The organism is Flavobacteriaceae bacterium HL-DH10 (assembly GCA_031826515.1).
GTDB lineage: Bacteria > Bacteroidota > Bacteroidia > Flavobacteriales > Flavobacteriaceae > Thalassobellus > Thalassobellus suaedae.
The window spans coordinates 3,832,247-3,851,177 of the sequence record CP134536.1 but is presented as its reverse complement, the minus strand read 5'-3'; the positions used below and the strand labels follow the sequence as shown (position 1 = coordinate 3,851,177).

Genomic DNA, 18,931 nt, shown 5'->3' with positions numbered 1-18,931 from the left:
AGTTTTAAGCAATTAAATAAAGCGTAATATTCTTTTTTATTTATCAAAGTATAAGAGAAGTACTAAAATATAGTCACTATGAAAAAAACTACTTATGTAAACAATGGACTTGTTGTTTTGTTACTTTTATTGTCTTTGCAATCTTTTGCACAAACCTATAAGCCTTTTTCTGTAAGGGAAAATATAGAAGTTAGGGGTAGTATGCTTGTAATAGGGAACAATATTTTAGGGAAAGACAACGAAGATTTTAATGATGATAAAGCTAATAATGAGGATTTTAATATGCAATATATTGATATCGATGGTGATACTTCAACGTTCAGTTCGAGTAGTGCAGATTTATTGTTGTCCAATCATTTAGATGGTACTGAAACAACTTGCTATCGAGTGGCTTTTGCTGGTTTATACTGGAGTGCAATGCTTAAAAGTGGTGATGATAGATCCAGTATAACGAATGTTAAGTTAAAACTACCAAGTAGTACAACGTATACAGATATATCTGGTGAGGTAATTTATGATGCTATTGTAAATCCAATTACAGCGTTTAATAATGAGCCAGCAAATACCCCTTATGCTTGTTTCGCCAATGTTACGGATATTATATCTAGTCTTGGTGATATAGAAGGAACTTATACTTTAGCAAATTTAGTTTCAAGTGAAGGAACTAATAATTCAACAGGATTAAGCGCAGGGTGGTCTTTAATTGTTATTTACGAAGATCCTGAATTACATACTAAATCGTTTACACTTTTTGATGGATTTAGTCACCTTTATAAAGGACATCAGGAAACGATTCCGGTTACAGGATTTAGAACGCCTCTTTCTGGTGAAATAGATTTGCAATTTGCTTATGGTGCTTTAGATGGCGATAAAACTCAAAAGGCAAATAAATTAGAAGTTAATGGTAAAGAGGTGACTACAACTTTAAGAGGACCTGCAAATAACTTTTTTAATTCTGTAATAGAAAATACTGATGGGGTATCCACTGCTCGTAACCCAGAAGGGAATAATACTTTAGGTTATGATACAGGGTTTTTAGAGGTTTTAAATGCCAATCCAGAATATATAAACAACGATGTTACATCAGCCGATTTTAGGTTACAAGTGGCACAAGGACAGGCAGATCCTATTTATGCATTTTTTAGTGCTTTTGCTGTTGATGTTATTTCGCCAGATATTGATCTTACCAAGGTCGTATTAGATACTTCTGGAAACGATATTGATGGAGCCGATGTAACCTTAGGGCAAAACCTATTTTATGAAATCACCTATGAAAGTGTTGGTAACGATAATGTTACACAATTTACCATAAAGGATGTACTTCCCGATAATATTGTTTTTGATCCTAATACCGATATAGATTTAACGAATGCAGGAGGTGCCACATTACAATCGTACGATCCTGTTACCAGAACACTTATTTTTAATATTCCAGATGGTTCGGTAGAAGTTAACGATCCTGCGTTTAAAATACGATTAGCGGTTCAAGTGGTTCCTAATTGTTACGACCTAAGTCAAGCTTGTTCTAACGAAATTCAGAATCAAGCTTTTGCAACTTATAGAGGTGTCATAAATCCTATTGTAATACAGGATGAAGGGAGTTTTGCAACAACAGAATGTTTAGGTATACCAGGATCCACTAATTTTTTGGTAGACATTTCAAATTGTAGTTTCGAAAGAGATGAAGTACTCTGTGGCTCTAGTGTGGTATTAACAGCTGCTGCTGGTTATGATAGTTACTCTTGGTCTACAAGCCCAACAGGAACACCGGTAATAGGCACAGGTCAAACATATACTGCAACAGGTACAGGTACATATTATGTAAATGATGTTACTTCATCTAACTGTATATCCATAGATGAAGTGATAAATGTTATTCCTTATGGTAATACAATTACAAACCCGGTTATCCCGTTTGCAGATTTATTACCAATATGTCCTAATGATGGTAAAGTATTACCATATATATTTTTATGTGGTGGCAATACCTCACGTTCTATTACTACGGGTATTAGTGATGCAGTATCTATTATTTGGGAAAAGCTGGATGAAACCAGTTGCGACGAATTGACTGTTGATGATTGTGCTAATGAAAATACAGCATGTACATGGAATCAAGTAGCTACAGGGGCTAATTACTTAGCCGATACTTCTGGACAGTTCAGAATTGTTATAAATTATCCTGGTGGATGTTTTAGTATTTTCTATTTTAATGTTTATAAAAACTTATTAATTCCTACTATTACAGCTAAAGACATTAATTGTACAACGCCAGGTGAAATAACTGTTGGAGGTGTTCCTAGTGGTTATGAGTATAGTTTAGATCCTACGGGACCATATCAATTGTCTAATGTATTTTCTATAAACACACCTAATTATTATACTGTATATATTAGACAAATAGAAGTAGATTCTAATCCATGTATTTTTGAAACACCTAGTATTTATGTTAGACAAAGAGACGTTAGTGTTTCAGAATTTGTTACCCAACCAAATTGTAATGGGGATAAGGGAAGCATAAAATTAGCAGTAAATGATGGGCTTCCACAATATTACTATAGCATTTCTCAGGGAGGAATATTAATCAATAGTGTTGGGCCAATTTTAGAAAGTGATTATACGTTTTCTAATCTTAATTCAGGAATTTATACTTATACGGTATCAACAGATGATGGTTGTACATTTACTAATGATATTGAAATCATTAATCCTCCAGTATTAACAGCTACCTCTGCAGTTACAAAACCAATAACCTGTACTGATGGTGAAATAACCGTATATCCTGTTGGAGGCACACCACCTTATTTATATTATGTAAATGGTTCCACAGATTTTCAAGATACTCCTATAATACTAGCACCTACCACTGGAGATTATACCATTTTGGTTGTCGACTCCAATAACTGTAGTGCAACAACAACCCAATATATAGAAAGCATTCCAGAGCCAGTTTATACAATGAGCTCTACAGATATATTATGTTATGGAGATAATACAGGAGAGATACAGTTTAATGTAACCAATGCTAATGGGTATACTATTGAATATAGTATAGATAATGGTGCTAACTATGGACCTAATTCAACATTTTCAAATCTTGGTGCAGGAACTTATTCAGTAAGTATTAAATATTCATTAGATGGTACAGAGTGTTTTAGTGCTGTGGAAGAAATCACTATAACACAACCTGATACAGCTTTAACAGCTTCGGCTGGTGTATCGGAATTAGCTGGGTGTGGTCCTAACGGCGAAGGAAAAGTGCGAATTACTAATCCACAAGGAGGTACGCCACCATATGAATATAGCTTTGATAATCAAGCCACTTGGATTACAACTAATGAAGCATACGTAGTTTCAGGAACTTACACATTATATATAAAAGATGCCAACGGGTGTATCTATGCTATGCCTGGCATTGTATTAGAGCCTGAACCAGTTGCGCCAACTATAGATGTTTCAGATCCTGATTATAATTGTGATGGTACAGCCAATGCAACGGTAACTGTAACAAATTCAGAAACTGAAACTTATACCTATGCTTATCTATTAGATGGAGTAGAAAACACAAACACAACTGATCCTACAACATTTTTAGATGTCCCAGAAGGTAACCATACCATAAGTGTTACTTATAAATTGGAAACCGTACCAACTTATAGTAATTTGTTATTTGAGGATTTTGGTTATGGAGACGATGTGACATCACCCGGAGTAAATTCTAATTTTTGTTTTGAAAGACAGGTAGAAGCAACAAAATGTAATGGCAACAGGCTTTTTGGTAATGGAGAATATACTGTTACCAATGAACTTAGAAATAATCCTTATGTTGGTTGGTGGAGTCCGATAGACCACACCTCTGGTAGTATTCCTGGTAGGTTTTTGGCCGTTGATGCCGGATATGCCATACCAAACAATGCTGTAGTTTATAGAAAACAGATTAATGATATTATTCCAAACCAACCTATTCAAGTACGCTTTTTTGCTACTAATTTACTAAGAGTAGGGAATACACAACCTGATGCTTCACTTACTGTAGAGTTACAGGATAGTAATGGGGTTGCTTTATCTTCAGAATCTACTGGAGGTATAACAAAAACCAATGGTTGGATAGAGTACAATAAAACGATTGACCCAGGAAACAATACGACTTTGGATTTTGTTTTAAGGTTAGAAATAGCACAAGTAAATGGAATTGATTTTGCAGTAGATGATATTGAGGTTTACCAATTACCTAGAACATGTATTGAGCAGGTTGATTTTCCATTTATTATTGAACCAGGGCAGGCGTTTTCAGCTGATCTTGTATCGACAAGTAATGTAACCTGTGCGAGTGCTGCTGATGGAAGCATTACCATTGCAGCTCAGAATTTCGATACTACTAACGGATACCAATATTCTATTGATGGCGGTACAACCTGGAACACGACAACAACGTCTCCTTATGTCATTACAGGGTTAGGAGAGGGAACTTATAATATTATAGTACGTTACGATGATAGTTCAGATGGAATTTGTGATGCGACATTACAAGCTGAAATTATAGCGCCATCACTATTAAGTGTATCAGCAACAACAACACCAGTAACCTGTCTTGATGGTTCTACGGTTACCGCAACAGCTACAGGAGGAACACCAGCGTTTACGTATGAATTATTAGATGCGTCTTTAACAGTAGTAAATACATTCCCTGCTAATGGTATTTTAACCAATGTAGCGGTGGGAGATTATACTATTAGAGCAACTGATGCTAACGGATGTACCGCTACAACGACAATAAGTTTAACGGCACCAACAGCTCCAACGGCATCTATTGTTAATGCCGATTATTGTTACGATGCAGCTAACGGAGCTACTTTAGAAGTTTCAGCATCAGGAGGACAAACACCTTATGAATATAGTGTTAATGGAAGTGCATTCCAATCAAGTCCAGTTTTCAGTAATTTAACACCTGGTAGTTACGTGTTTACGGTAAGAGACGCTTACGGTTGTGATGTGACTTTACTGGCAGAAACAATTGCCGATCAGGTTAATATTTCTGCAACTTTAACGAAAGAATTAGATTGTACAGTATCACCAAATGCAGAAATCTCAGGAACCATTTCATATGGGTATGCGCCATACTCGGTAACTCTAGTTCAAGGTTCAGGAACCGTTAATCTGTCTGGAAATACTTTCACATTGACTACAGGTGTCGATGGATCTTACCAATTTCAAGTGACTGATGCTAATGGATGTACAGCTTTATCAAATGTAATTACAGTAAATCCTATTGAAAATCCAACAGCTATAACTACAGTTGTAAATGCCTTATGTTATGGAAGTAGCGATGGTTCAGTACAAATTTTTCCAGCCGATGGCGTTGGTCCATATACTTATAACTTCAACGGATTAGGATTCTCTTCAACATCATTATACACAGGGTTAGGAGAAGGTACTTATACTTATGAAGTACAAGACGCCAACGCATGTATTTTCAGCGATACCGTAACAATAACCGAACCAACAGCTTTAGTTGTTACGGCAGATGCAACAGCGTTTAGTTGTAGTGCTACCAATACAAAAGAATCAGCGGTCGTAACAATTGCTGTTCCAACAACAGGAACAGCTCCGTATTTGTACAGTTTCAACGGATTTGGTTATAGCTCAAATAATACATTAACAGTAAATGATAATGGTACAGACCAAGTTATTACATATTCTGTACAAGATGCTAATGGTTGTACTAATGGTGGTTCTTTAACTATATTACAGTTAGATCCACCAACAGATTTATCTTTTTCAGCTACACCAATAACTTGTATCGATACAACTTCTACTGTAACAGTAACAGCTACAAATGGAGTAGGAACTTTAAATTATGAAATTATTTCACCAGTTGTTGTTGGGCCGCAAACATCAAATGTTTTCCCAGGATTAGCTCCAGATACTTATGTATTCAGAGTTACTGATGAAAACGATTGTTATTATGATGAATCATTTACTATAGAACCTGTTATTGAAATAGCTTTAACAGCAACTAAATTAAGTGATGTGTTATGTTTTGGTGGAAATGACGGAGCAGCACAATTTGAAGTATTTAATGCTACGAATTTTACGTATACAGTAACGGGTGGTACGGATACTGTTACGGGGTCTGTAATTAATTTATCAGATTTAACTGCAGGAACGTATAGCGTTACTGTTACAGATACCGACACAGGTTGTACAGCTATAGAAAGTGTAACTATCAATGAGCCGACAGCTGCAGTGAGCGCAAAAGCTACAGCAACAAATGTACACTGTAATAATTTTGAATCTCAAATTACAGTTACAGCTACAGGAGGAACACCTAATTATAAATATGCAGCTGTTGTAACGGGTTCATCAGCACCAACGGCACTTGATTATAATAGTAGTAATGTAATAACTGTAGATACCAATAGTGCATCAGATTTAGTTTGGGATGTATATGTGAAAGATGCTAACGACTGTCCTGCAATAACTACCGTCACTATTATTAAAGATGCCGATCCAACAATAAACAATGTAATAGTAAATAATCAATGTGATGTAAGTTCAGGCTTTACATTTACTGTTGACGGATCTGGAGTTGCACCACTTTCATATAGTATAAATAGTGGGGCATCATATCAAACAAGTCCAACCTTTACAGTAAATGCAGCAGGTAGTTATACGATTACTATAAGAGATGGAAATGGTTGTACTGCAACGAGTGCTACAACTACAGACGTGTTTGCACCCATTACAGCTAATGCTGTTTTAACAAAGGATTTAACATGTTCCATACCAACTGATGCAGCCATCGATGTAACGGTTTCTGGAGGAAATGCACCTTATACTTATAGAGTTAAAATAGGAGCAGGAGCTTATGGCGCTTCAATAGCATTTGCAGGAACGTCATTTACTTATAATACGTCTGATGCAGATACCTATCAATTTGAAATTACCGATGCTAATGGGTGTACAAAACAAACAGGTGTAGTTACAGTTACAGAGCCAGTAATAGTAACGGCAACTGAAACACATGGAGACCCGAATTGTAATGGCGATCTTCAAGGGTTTATTCAGTTAACCGCTACAGCTGGTGAGTCGCCGTTTACGTACAGTATTGATGGAGGTGTAACATTCCAGGATTCTAATATGTTTACTGGAGTTGTTGGGGGGACTTATGATTATGTGGTAAGAGATAGCAAAGGTTGTACTTCTTTACCAGGTCAGATTGAAATTGAAGAACCAGAAGTAATTGATTTTGCTTTGGCGAAATTAGATATTACTTGTGATCCCAGTAATGGAACAAGTTTAGGGGAAATTACAGTACAGAATGTGTCAGGAGGAACTCTTCCATTAACATATTATATTACTAATAATTTTGGAGATGTTATTACAGGAAATCCTTATTCGGCATTAGCAAGAGAAAATTATACCTTTGAAATTATAAACTATGGTATTTATACAATTAATGTAGTTGATGTTAATGGCTGTAGTTTAGAAAAACAAATAATAATTGCTTCACCTCCAGAAGATTTAGAGATTGACGTGACGACTGTTTCTTCAGATTGTACAAATGGAGGTACTGCAACTGTTGAAGCTTTGTCTTCGGTAACTGGTTCCGAATATGAATTTGGTATTTTGGAATTTAACACAATTCCTTATACAAATACATGGTACGATCCAGATGATTTAGACGGAAACATTAGAACATTTACCAATTTAACACCAGGCGTAGTATACACTTTTGTAGTTCACGATAAGACTACTGGATGTTATTTTGTTAAAGCAGCAGATACACCTATATTATCAGCTTCACCATTAACATCTGTAGTAACTCCTAATAATATTTCTTGTATAGGAGAAAATGACGGAAGTGTAACATTTACAATTAATAATTTTGATAGTTTAACAACTTCTGTGGACTATGAAATTTTTAGGGCATATAGCAATGTTTCGGTTATAGCAAGTGCAAATGTACCCGTAACCCCAGGAACATCAGAAACGGTTACAGTACCTATACCTGGTTCTTTAACTGTAGGACAATATTATATTGTTTTTATTGAAAATGGTACAGGTTCTTTTGATGGGTGTGAATCAGCTTCAGAAATTTTTGAAATTAAAGAGTCGTCGGTTGCATTAGAATTGGACGCCCAAGTTCTTAAAAACGAAAATTGTAATGAGTTAGGTGTTTTAAGAGCTACTGGAAGTTTCGGTACTGCGCCATATCAATATCAGGTTGTGGTTGCTGGAGGTTCTTTAAATGATGCAAATTGGGTTTCTACTAATATATTTGAAAGAGCAGAAGGATTATATGATGTTTATGTTCGTGATGCCTACGGTTGTATTGCTAGCGAAGAAGATGTTCAAATTATTAAAGACGCAGAACCAATAATAGTAGGTCCAAGTTCACATTGTTTTGATGGGGATGCGTTTACAGCAACAGTAGGAGGTACAACCTTCAACGGAAACCGCACATATAACGTTAATGGTGGTGCTTATCAATCGAGTGGAGATTTCACAATTTCAGCAGCAGGTACGTATACTTTCAATATTAAAGATGATAATGGGTGTATTGATACAGAAATTTTAATTGTTCATCCGCCGTTATTATTAGATGCCTTTTTAGATACAGATTTAACTTGTGATGCCGATGCTATTATAAACTTATCGGTAACAGGAGGTTCTGGAACATATAGTTATGAAATATTAGCTCCGGTTTCGGCAACTGGAAATATTTCTGGTGCGACATCAGGTGTATTTACAGGACTGAATGAAGCAGGAAGCTATATTTTTAGAGTAACGGACGATCAAGGTTGTCAAGCAGAATCTAATGTCATTACAGTAACACCGAACATCACACCAACATTCACAACTCAAGTATTCGATGTGACTTGTAACGATGGAGCAGATGGTAGTATTATTGTAACTGCTACCGACGGTATTGCGCCTTATGAATATAGAAAAAGTGATGATGGCGGTACAAATTGGGACGCTTGGCAAACGTCAAATGTATTTGATGGTTTAGCTGAGGGGATTTATACTATTCAAGTAAGGGATAGTAAAAATTGTGAGTCTCTTCCAGTTGCAGTACCAGTTGATGATCCAGATTTAGTTGTAGCGGATGCACAAGTGACTACAACCTTAAGCTGTGGTACAGGAAATGTAACAGCACCGGCTGAAGTTACTGTTACAGCAACCGGAGGGACAGCACCATATACTTATAGTTTCGATGGTGTTAATTATACGTCAACAAATACGTATGTAACTTATAATCCAGGAACAGTTACAGCATGGGTTAAAGATGTGAATGGATGTATTGTTGATACTCCAGCAACTGCCGATATCGAACCTTTAAGTGCTCCAACAGATTTGACTTTTGTTTCTACACCAGTAACATGTTTAGCTGTAACAAGTGATGTAACATTAACAGCAATAGATGGTGTTGGCGCATTAACGTATGAAATAATTTCACCTGTAAGTGCGACAGGAAATACTACGGGAGCTTCAAATGGTATATTTACAGGTTTAGCACCAGATACCTATGTGTTTACTGTTACTGATGCGAATGGCTGCTATTATACAGAATCATATACCATAGATTCTGTTACCAATATTACAGTGTCAGGCTTATTGGTTAGTGATGTTAATTGTAACGCAGAAGCAAATGGCTCAGTAGATTTCACAGTTTCAAATTTTGGTTCCACTTATAGCTATACTATTAATGGTGTTGGACCTGTTACCAATCAAACAGATACAACCATTAATTTAACAGGGCTATCAGTTGGGAATCAAACTATAGAGGTAACCGACGAAACCACAGGATGTACAGATACATTTACGGTAACCGTTAGTGAACCAACTCTATTAACACTTATTGAAGCTGCCAATTTTAATGCAAATTGTAATTTTGGGGCTCAAGTAACGGTTGAAGCTACAGGAGGCACATCACCGTATCAATATGCATTTATTGTATCTGGGGCAGCAGTTGATTCTGATTATTCAAATAGTAATTCAGCTGTTTTAGATCCAGCAATAAGTACAACTTGGGTAGCTTGGGTACGAGATGCGAATGGTTGTACAGATGATATTAATATAACTATTGATACAGATGCACTACCAACAGTAACGGTTCTAGGTATTACAGATAATCAATGTAATTTAAATGGAGATCCGTTTACATTTACGGTTTCAGGTGCAACAGGAGTAGGGCCATTTAGTTATTCTATTGGAGGAGGATTCCAAACCAGTCCAACCTTTACGGTGTCTACACCAGGAACCTATACAGTAACCGTAAAAGATGGTAACGGGTGTACCACCGATATGGCAACGCCTATAACTATCTATCCTGCTTTAAACTTAAATGCAGCAATAACTACCTTACCAAGTTGTACAGATGATGATGGTGTTATTACAGTCAATGGAACTGGAGGTTCTGGAAATTATAGCTATGCTATTAGTCCGAATGTAGGATCTATATCAGGAAATGTAATTTCAGGAATTCCTTCTGGAACATATACGGTTACAATCACAGATATTGATACTGGTTGTAACAATACGGCAGCTATTACGTTAGACGAAGCAACACCAGTAACTTTTACAACAACACCTACCGATGTGAGTTGTAACGGAAGTTCAGATGGAACCATTACAGTGAATTTACCAGCGACTAACGATAATCCTATTTATACCTATGAGATTATTGCACCGATAGCTGTTGCTCCACAAACATCAAATGTATTTACTGGTTTAGCACCTAATACATATATTGTTCGAGTAACTTCAGGTAGAAATTGTGTTGCTCAGGAAGATGTAACTGTTGGTGAGCCAAATGTTATCGTGGTACCAACTCCAACAGTTGTAGATTATACATGTACACCAGATACTAACGCAGCAAACTTTGCTTCAATAACAGTTTCAGGTGTTACAGGTGGTTCTAATAATTATGTGATTTACGAATTTATTAGAAGCGGAACAATTGTTCAATCGGGTGCTAATAATGTGTATAATGAAGCAGATTTCCTAGGAGGAAATTATACCATCAACGTATATGATGAAAATGGATGTTTAGGAACGAATACAGCGGTTATCACTCCTTATGTTGAATTAGAGGAAATTAATATTACTATTGATACAGCTATTTCATGTGTTAATAATGAAGATATTACGGTGTCTGCCTCAGCTACGGGTGCTGCAACACTTCAATTTACAATAGAAGGTGTTGATGTGTCTTACAACCAAACGAATAATACGGGAAGCTTTACAAGTTTAACTGTAGGTAACTATATTATTACTGTTGAAAATACAGATACAGGTTGTAGTCTGCAAACTGTGCATTATGTTTCTGAACCAAATACATTTGAATTAGATGTTGAAAGCATTACCGATGTGACCTGTTTTAGTGATAATAACGGTAGTGTAACGTTTACCTTAGTTGATCGTCTACCAACACCAACGGATGAAGCTGGTCCGTTTGCTTACGAAGTGTTAGATGCTTCGGGAGCTTCAGTAAACACAGGAACTTCAGCAGATTCAGGTCCCGTAACCATTAGTGGATTAGTATCAGGAACCTATATAATCAATGCGACGTTAACGAATGCGCCTTTCTGTACAGTGACAACGAATGTGACCATTACAGCACCAAACGCACCATTAGAAATTCAAACCTCACACACTGATATTACTTGTATTGGAGCTGACGGAACGATTTCAGCGAGTGCTACTGGTGGATGGCCAGGTGGTTATGAGTATCAATTAGAATTAAACGGAACTGAAACAATACCATTTGGAACAGCATATAATTTTACAGGCTTATCTGCTGGTAATTATACAGTAACGGTAAGAGATAGTCAAGGTTGTGAGGCTTCTGTTAATGTGGTATTAACAGATCCATTACCAATCAATGCAACGATAATACCAGATACTACTTTATTGTCTTGTTTTGGAGATAAAAGCGCAACCATTACTGTTAGTAATGTAACAGGTGGTCAAGAAAGTAATTATACTTATACCCTTAATATGACTGCACCAACAGTAAACGCATCAGGTCCTCAAACTTCTCCAGTATTTAGTGGGTTAGGAGCAGGGACTTATAATGTAACAGTAACTGATGGTTATAATTGTGCCTTTACAACTGCCGATGTTACTATTGCAGAACCAGAGCAAATAATTGCTAGTTTAGTAAAAGCAACATCACAAACCTGTTTAACAACAGAAACGACTTTGACCTTAAGTGCCACAGGGGGAACAGGAATTTATGAGTATAGTAGCGATGCATCATTTAGCAGTCCAGATACATTTACAACAGATGTAACATTCCCTGTAAGTCCGGGAACATTCTCATACTATGTAAGAGATGCAAATGGTTGTACGTCTGTAGTTTCAAATGATATTGTTATCGAAGAGCTACCTGAATTAATAGTAGATTTAGATATCACCAACGCGACAATTAATTGTGCTGGAGATGCTACAGGTGTTATTGTGGCAACTGCCCAAGGTGGTTTAGGTAATTATATTTATACACTTCAAGATGCAGGAGGAAATGATATTCCTACTGCTACACAGGATAGTCCTGGAGTTTTTACTGAGCTTCTAATAGGAACGTATCAAGTAAAAGTGGATAGTGGAGATTGTTTAACAACATCTTCAATGATTTCAATTACAGAACCTGATTTACCATTAAATGTTGATTTTACAGTTACAGATGTAACATGTTCGGGAGCAAATAATGGGTTGTTAGAAATTATCGCAACAGGAGGAACAGGTATTATAAAATATGCCATTTCACCACAGTTGAATCAATTTTTTGACTCTCCAATTTTTGAAAATCTTGCATCAGGAAATTATCAAGCATTAGCACAAGATGAATTAGGTTGTTATGTTCTTTTTGATTTTGAAGTTAACGATCCTATACCTGTATCGCTTACTATTGTACCAAATTCAATAATTCCAGAATTGTGTAATGGTGACAATAATGGATCATTTAGTATTGAAATTTCAGGTGGTGAATTGCCTTATAATGTGGCCTTAGATGATATTAGTGGTGTTTATACAACAGGAACATTAACCCAAACACAGTTTGATTTTCCAAATTTATCTGGAGGCGATCATGTTGTTTATGTAAGTGATGCACTTGGCTGTGAATCTGAATGGAATATTACGTTCCCAGAATCTGTGCTAATTAACCCTATACTTGATATAGAATATGGTTGTACAAATAATTTATCAACTAACACGGTAACGGTTAGTGTTGATGAAAGCAATACAGATCTTTCAGCTTTTAGTTATTCTTTAGATGGAGGTGCCTACCAAGCGAGTAATATATTTACAAATGTACCACCAGGATTAAATCATTATATCGATGTAAGTCATACAAATGGTTGTATTAAGCGTACAGAGTTTTTTGATATTTCACAATATGATCCTTTAGCGTTGGTATTAGAAGATGGAGAATTAAATCAGATTATAGCAGTAGCTACAGGTGGATCTGGTGATTATGAATACACATTGAATGGAGAACCTTATGGTAGCGAAAGCACATTTATTATTTATGAATCTGGTGATTATACAGTTACTGTAACAGATCGTTTTGGTTGTGTTGCAACTGCCACAAAGTATTATGAATATATAGATGTATGTATTCCAAATTATTTCACACCTAATAATGATGGAAATTTAGATGAATGGGGACCAGGATGTACCAATCAATACAAAGATTTAAAGTTTAGTATTTTTGATAGATATGGTCGTAAAATTGCTACTTTACGAGTTGGAGAAACATGGGATGGAAGATATAATGGAGCAGAGCTTCCTTCTGGAGATTATTGGTATGTTGTTAAACTAAACGATACAAAAGATGATCGTGAGTTTGTAGGGCATTTTACGCTTTACAGATAAAGAAAATTAATGGTGTTAACCATTAGATAAAAATAAACAAATGCGGAAATCAATTATATATCTACTTTTCTTTTTTATAGCTAATAGCTATGGACAAGAGTTGAATTTGCCAGTTTTTACTCAGTATTTGGCAGATAATAATTTTGTAGTATCTCCAACTTATGCAGGTATTGGAGATAATTTAAAAATTAGAGCTAACGGACTTACACAATGGGTAGGTATTAAAGGAGCTCCAGATAATCAATCACTTTATGGCGATTTTAGAATTTCAAATCGCTCAGGAGTAGGATTTTCAATGTATAATGATAGAAATGGTAATACCATTCAAACAGGTTTTAAATTTTCTTTTGCCCATCATCTTGTTTTAGATTATTATTCTAAACAATATTTGTCTTTTGGTATTTCTTATAACATTAATAATTTCAGAATAGATATTAATAATTTTAATACAACTTATGAAAATCCAATTTTAGATCCTTTTGTTACAGACGATAGAAGAACTTCAAATAACAATTTTGATGTGGGTGTATTGTATAGAAATAAAGGATTCTTTTTAAGTTTTAATGTCAATAATCTTTTAGAAAAAGATTTTGATGAGGCTATTAGAGTTTCAGAACCTAACTTACTTTTAAATTATCAAATATATTCAGGTTTAACCATTAACGGACCTAAAAAAAGTGGTTTAGAGTTTGAGCCTTCGGTATATTACCAAATGTTTGCTAGTGATAAGCGTTCTAGTACCGATTTAAATTTTAAAGTACGTAAATTTAATAGAAATGAAGATTATGTTTGGGCTGGAATATCGTATCGTTTTCTTAACGATCAATTGTTGAAACCTTTAAATATAGGACCAATGGTAGGGTTTCAGAAGAATATTTTCTATTTTGGTTATGCCTACCAAATAACAACTAATGAGTTGTCAGCTTATAATTCTGGTACTCATGTTGTGACTATAGGATTAAACTTTTTACAAGGTATTAGCGATTGTCCATGTGCACAAAGTGCTGTACACAAATAATTGAATTAGGATTCTGTTATAAGTAATTGAAAATTAATTTCAATAATTTCATTCACAGTAATAATTCCTAAAAACTTTTTAGGAGGCTCAATATTAAAATCGCAAATATTTAATAATAAAATACCTTTAACAATTAAATCTTTTTCTTGTTCTAATACTACGGCTATCTGATAGTCTTTTGTTTTACCAGCAATTTCTAATTCTAAATTAGCATGATAAACAGAATCATTTTCACTGAGTTTTTCTAGTTCTTTAAGTTTTAAAAATATGTCAGGGTGTGTTTTTGATTTTAATAAGTCTTGAAAGTCTTTATTTATCATTTTATTACCACAATCGAAACATTCATTTTCTAAAACAAGCTCAGTATTTTCAAAAACCATTTTGTTTTCTTTCATTTCAAAAAAAACAGGGATTGGGTTTTTTATTTTTTGAATATTATAAATACAATCAAATTTATTGACATTGGTTTTTCCTTTTACAATTAACGTGCTTTCAGGAACTATTAAAATAGAAGTATTTGTTACTAATTTTTTAGTTGTAAATGATAATAAAAAGATAGCTGAAATAAAAATGATACTCTTTTTCATACCCTCATTTTTTATATAAATATAGTATAAACTAAAACAAGTCTCAATAGTTATAGTAATTTAAATAATCTTATTTAAACTAACTCATTAGCAATTGAGACTTGTAATTATAATTTAATTTTTGTTTTTTAGAAGCTTATTGCTGCTTCTAATGTAAGTCCATCAAACTTAGCATCTTCAAGAAGATTTGCTGTTGGGTAATCATTATATTTTTGATTAACATATTCTACTTTCATTAGGATGTTTTTAGTCATAAACCAACCTGCTCCTAATTGAAATCTATTAATAGTTACATCATCTCCACTTGATAATTCTGCACTAACAGTATTATAACGAGTTCCTATGTATAGGTTTTCATTATTACCAAATCTATAAATAAGTTCACCAGCATATTGTTGTGTTTTTCTTCTGTCATCTTCACTTAATTCTTTTCCAGAAGTTAACTCTATAGTTCCAAATAATTCAAGACCACCAGTTTTTATGAAAGGATTAATCATAACTGCAGTAATTTTGTTTTTGAAACCAGGGTCAAAACGTCCAGATCTAAAATCATCTTTACTAGCTGATTCTGCTTGTAAGATGTCATAATATCTAGAGCCAGCTCTATCCGCAGTATATAAATATACACTTTGTGCATATCCTGTATTATATAAAGAACCTGTTAATCTAAATCTAAAATCATCAGAGATTTGTTTATCATAACCTAATTTTGCTAAAAATGCAGCACCACCAGTTGTTCCGTTAGATATTTTAACATTTTGGTTTAATTTACCATTAGATAAACCAACCATTCCTAAAAATCCACTATCACATTGGTAGAACAATTCTGCTCCAACTTCAGTAGTAAAAGAATCCATTATTAAATTCCCTACGAATGGATTAAATAACGTTTGAGCATTATCACTTCTTCTAAAGTGAGCATCACCGTAGTTGTTTTCCATATGACCAATTTTTATAGTTGCGTGCTTCATAAAATCGCTCATAAAGCCTTCACTAATAAAGTCTAATTTATCAATTTGGAAATAGCCTCCTTTAACATAAGTTTCGTGGTGGTGTCTTGATGATAAATACGTTCTTAAATGCATTCTTACACCATCATAAAGTGCTACATCTAAATCTAAATTAGCAGTTGCTAAATTAAAGTTACTACCAATTTCTTTTATAGGTGTAGTTTTTGAATTATCATTGTCTATGGCTTGATATTGCAATGTAGAAGCACCACCCAATCTAACTTTTACAGCATTAAAAGTTGATACGCTATCTTTTTTGGCTTCAAATACATGCAAACCATCTTTATCGGGTTGTCTATAGTTGTCTAAATTTCTGTTTTGAGCATAAAAACTAAAACTAGTTAGTATTACTCCTAATAGGATTACATTTTTTAAAGTTGATTTCATAATTTTTAAGTTTAAGTGTTAATTTCGATTTAAGTATTAATTTAAATTTATCTAAATATGGTTGAAAATTCTATTGTTAAATCATCGCCAGTTGTGATAGTACCAAACAATGCTTTAGGAGGGTCGATATTAAAATCGGTCATTTTTATTTTTTTCTCTCCTACTAGACTTATTTTATCGCTGGTAATGTTCATATTAAAATCTAATGAGATTTGTTTTTTAACTCCAGTAATTGTTAAATCTCCTAAAGATTTTACAGAAAACTTCCCATTACCATTGTATTTAACCTCTTTTATTTTAACTAGTTGAAAGGTGTTTGCTTTATATTTATTTGTTTTTAACGCTTTGTACGTGTTTTTATCCATAGAACTTTTTCCACTTTTCAGGCTTTCAGCAATTATGGAAATATTAAGGGATTCAATTTCACAGGTATTAAGATTAGTAAAGACTATTTTCCCACTCTGATTTTCACTTGTAATATGCCAATCATGTAAACTAGATGTTCCTAGTACAGTTAAAACCGATTCTTTATTATTTAAATCGTATTGTTGGGCTTGACTTAAGCTTACCGTAAAAAAGAATAACACTAATAGACGGAGTAACTTTAATTTTGGGTTTTTATACATTAACATAACTTATATTGGTTTTAAATAACACTGCAAAGTTTGTCAGATTACATGTAATAAAATATGATTTTAGTCACATTTTAATAATTAAGTTATTTTCTCGTTTAGAAAATTAATAGTGATTAAATGCTTATTTTAAATGCTATTTTTTGTGAGTCAATATTATCATTTAGCCAAACTATAATTAAGAATCTATTTATGAGTCTATAAGATATTGTTATATTATTTTTGCAGCTTAAAAAATTGGTTAAGTAAAATGGAATTAAGAACTAAACAGCGCATAGCACTAAGCACATACTTTTTTTTATCAGGTATTTGTTTTGCTACTTGGGCGTCTCGAATTCCAACAATAAAATCTTTTTTTAATTTTAATGAAGCTGAATTAGGAACCATACTTTTAGCTATGCCAATAAGCTCTCTAATAGGATTGCCTATTTCTGGTTGGTTAATATCAAAATTTGACAGTAGAGTACCATTAATAGTAGCTTTTGTCTTTTTTTCTATATCACTAACCCTAATAGGGTTGGCAACAACTCCTTTTTTACTAGTAGTTGCAGTATGTTTTTTTTCATTTTGTATGCGTATTATAAATATTTCTATAAATACGCAATCTATAACCTTACAGCAAAAGTTTGAAAAACGTGTTGTAGGAGCTTTTCACGGACTTTGGAGTACAGGAGGATTAATAGGAGTAGGGTTTTCTACATTAATGGTAAAAATGAATATTTCTATTCAAATACACTTACTTATTATTTCAATACTAGTATTGTTAATAGCCTTAATAGCATATAAATACACATTAAGGAATGATAAATCATCATCCGGAAATAAATTAATTCTAGGAAAGCCCGATCCGTTTATTTTGTATTTGGGTATTTTAATATTTTTAGGAGCTATATGTGAAGGTGGTATGTTTGATTGGAGTGGAGTATATTTTAAAGAAGTTGTAAACGAAGAGGTCTTTACTTATGGCTATCTTGTGTTTATGCTAACCATGGCATTTTCCAGATTTTTTTCAGATCGAATAGTAAATCAAATAGGTTTACAAAAAACATATATTTTAAGTTCTGTTCTCATTTCGGTAGGCATGTTAATAGCTATTTTATTTCCTTATTTTTGGTCAGCTTTATTAGGGTTTTGTTTGGTTGGATTTGGAACAGCTGCCATTTTTCCTGTAACAATATCTTTAGCAGGAACTTCCAAAAAATATTCACCAGGAATGGCAGTATCTATAATAACTACGTATGCCATTTTCGGAATGTTATTAGGACCACCATTAATAGGGTATTTAGCACATGCTTTTAATTTACAAAAAGCATTTTTAGTTTTTGTAATTCTAGGCTTTATGTTTATTCCTGTGTCTTATTCGTTTTTTAAGTATCATTCGAAGAATAATTAGGAGTTACCCAAAAAAGGCTT

At 34.0% G+C, this 18,931-nt stretch carries 6 protein-coding genes; 3 read left to right on the top strand and 3 right to left on the bottom strand.

Annotated elements, in window-relative coordinates:
* Positions 1-78: 78 nt before the first annotated feature.
* Both RHP49_16310 and RHP49_16305 read left to right on the top strand, forming a co-directional pair.
* Positions 79-13,884, top strand: coding sequence for a T9SS type B sorting domain-containing protein (locus RHP49_16310; protein ID WNH12438.1), 13,806 nt, complete (start codon positions 79-81; stop codon positions 13,882-13,884).
* Between the two features lie 40 nt (positions 13,885-13,924).
* Positions 13,925-14,902 carry a type IX secretion system membrane protein PorP/SprF gene (locus tag RHP49_16305; protein ID WNH12437.1) on the top strand — a complete coding sequence of 326 codons (978 nt, stop codon included), beginning with the start codon at positions 13,925-13,927 and terminating at the stop codon, positions 14,900-14,902.
* Between the two features lie 5 nt (positions 14,903-14,907).
* Here RHP49_16305 and RHP49_16300 read toward each other — a convergent pair whose 3' ends face one another.
* The 3 genes from RHP49_16300 to RHP49_16290 all read right to left on the bottom strand — a co-directional run bounded on the left by RHP49_16300 (position 14,908) and on the right by RHP49_16290 (position 17,512).
* Entirely contained in the window at positions 14,908-15,489 is a 582-nt protein-coding gene (locus RHP49_16300; protein ID WNH12436.1) for a hypothetical protein, read from the bottom strand.
* A gap of 128 nt (positions 15,490-15,617) precedes the next feature.
* Positions 15,618-16,886 (bottom strand): hypothetical protein, encoded by a 1,269-nt coding sequence (locus RHP49_16295; GenBank protein WNH12435.1) that lies wholly within the window; start codon positions 16,884-16,886, stop codon positions 15,618-15,620.
* Positions 16,887-16,933: 47 nt separating this feature from the next.
* Positions 16,934-17,512 carry a YceI family protein gene (locus RHP49_16290; GenBank protein ID WNH12434.1) on the bottom strand — a complete coding sequence of 193 codons (579 nt, stop codon included), beginning with the start codon at positions 17,510-17,512 and terminating at the stop codon, positions 16,934-16,936.
* Positions 17,513-17,768: 256 nt separating this feature from the next.
* On the opposite strand from RHP49_16290, the gene RHP49_16285 reads away from it, so the two are divergent.
* Positions 17,769-18,911 carry an MFS transporter gene (locus tag RHP49_16285; GenBank protein ID WNH12433.1) on the top strand — a complete coding sequence of 381 codons (1,143 nt, stop codon included), beginning with the start codon at positions 17,769-17,771 and terminating at the stop codon, positions 18,909-18,911.
* Positions 18,912-18,931 lie beyond the last annotated feature (20 nt).

Excerpts from the sequence above, each read along its gene's own strand:
- RHP49_16310 (WNH12438.1), top strand. The coding sequence starts at position 79 with ATGAAAAAAACTACTTATGTAAACAATGGACTTGTTGTTTTGTTACTT.
- RHP49_16285 (WNH12433.1), top strand. The coding sequence starts at position 17,769 with ATGGAATTAAGAACTAAACAGCGCATAGCACTAAGCACATACTTTTTT.
- RHP49_16300 (WNH12436.1), bottom strand. The coding sequence starts at position 15,489 with ATGAAAAAGAGTATCATTTTTATTTCAGCTATCTTTTTATTATCATTT.
- RHP49_16290 (WNH12434.1), bottom strand. The coding sequence starts at position 17,512 with ATGTATAAAAACCCAAAATTAAAGTTACTCCGTCTATTAGTGTTATTC.
- RHP49_16295 (WNH12435.1), bottom strand. The coding sequence starts at position 16,886 with ATGAAATCAACTTTAAAAAATGTAATCCTATTAGGAGTAATACTAACT.
- RHP49_16305 (WNH12437.1), top strand. The coding sequence starts at position 13,925 with ATGCGGAAATCAATTATATATCTACTTTTCTTTTTTATAGCTAATAGC.